Here is a 1,112-nt window from a genome sequence, read left to right on the forward strand (position 1 = left end):
TATGATCCGCTTATTCTCGAGCGGATGAAGCTTGGCGATTGAGGCGCGACGACTGACGCGCGACGACTGGCGCGTGACATCAACGGACGGCCTTGACCCCTTCCAGGATGAGAGTGGTGGCAATGTCGGCATATTCGTCGCGGCTGATCGGTCCGTTTGGCCGGAACCACATATAGACCCAGTTCATCATGCCGAAGAGCGACATGGTGACCGGCATCAACAACGGCCTGTCCTTGTTGAGATCCGGATTGAGGTCCTCGATGACACTGGAAAAGCGCTTGACGATGCGCCGCTCGATCGTCCGCAATTCCGCCAGCTGTTCCTGCGATAGCGCATGCGTGCCGTTGAGCTGCACCTTGTGCTCGTTGTCCCGTCCCTCATAACTCTTCAACACGGCTTTCACCAGCAGGCGCAGCCGCTCCTGTGGCGTCACATCGGTTCGGTCGGCTGCGTCGATCGCGCCTTCGAGCTCCGTCAGATGCGTTTGCACGATGTCGAAGATCAGCGCGTCCTTGCCGGGATAGTAGTGATAGAGCAGGGCTTTCGAGACATTGCCATGCGAAGCGATCATCGACATGGAAGCCTTCTCCATGCCCACCTCGGCGAATACGGCCGCGGCACTCGCCAGGATGCCACGCTGTTTTTCCTCGAAGTCGACTGCGCGCGTGCGTGCCATATGATCCTGCTCTGCTCATTCCGGGGTCTTGACCTGGTGGAAGGACGGTCGCCCTCCCTATACCACAGTCATACCGGTGCCGGACTATCCCGGCGTTTCATTCTTTCGGGCGGTTGTCGACGACCCGCTTTGCTTTTCCTTCCGAGCGGGCAACGCCGCCCGGCGCGTGGACGAAAATCTTCGTGGAGACGCCGATCACGCTTTTGATATGATGGGTAAGCTCGCTTGCCGAAACGTTTCGCGCGCCCTCGTCTGCCGCTTCCAGCGTAGATTCGACATGAACGGTCATGGTGTCCATGCGGCCAGCCCGTGTCAGTTCGATCTGGAAGTGCGGTGCAAGCCCCCGGCATTTGAGGATCTGCTCCTCGATCTGCGTCGGAAAGACGTTGACGCCACGCAGGATCATCATGTCGTCGCAGCGCCCCGTCACCCTTGC

At 59.5% G+C, this 1,112-nt stretch carries 2 protein-coding genes; both read right to left on the minus strand.

The features are described 5' to 3' along the window. Window positions 1-79: 79 nt before the first annotated feature. Window positions 80-676, minus strand: coding sequence for a TetR/AcrR family transcriptional regulator (locus ACYJRZ_RS31890; RefSeq protein WP_459465525.1), 597 nt, complete (start codon window positions 674-676; stop codon window positions 80-82). Between the two features lie 97 nt (window positions 677-773). Next, a partial coding sequence (locus tag ACYJRZ_RS31895; RefSeq protein ID WP_459465527.1) for a phenylacetate--CoA ligase family protein occupies window positions 774-1,112 on the minus strand: 339 nt, incomplete at its 5' end.

Source organism: Rhizobium sp. No.120 (genome assembly GCF_054558365.1).

What these genes read in the sequence shown, in the direction of transcription:
- ACYJRZ_RS31890 (WP_459465525.1), bottom strand. Translation starts at nt 676, where the DNA reads ATGGCACGCACGCGCGCAGTCGACTTCGAGGAAAAACAGCGTGGCATC.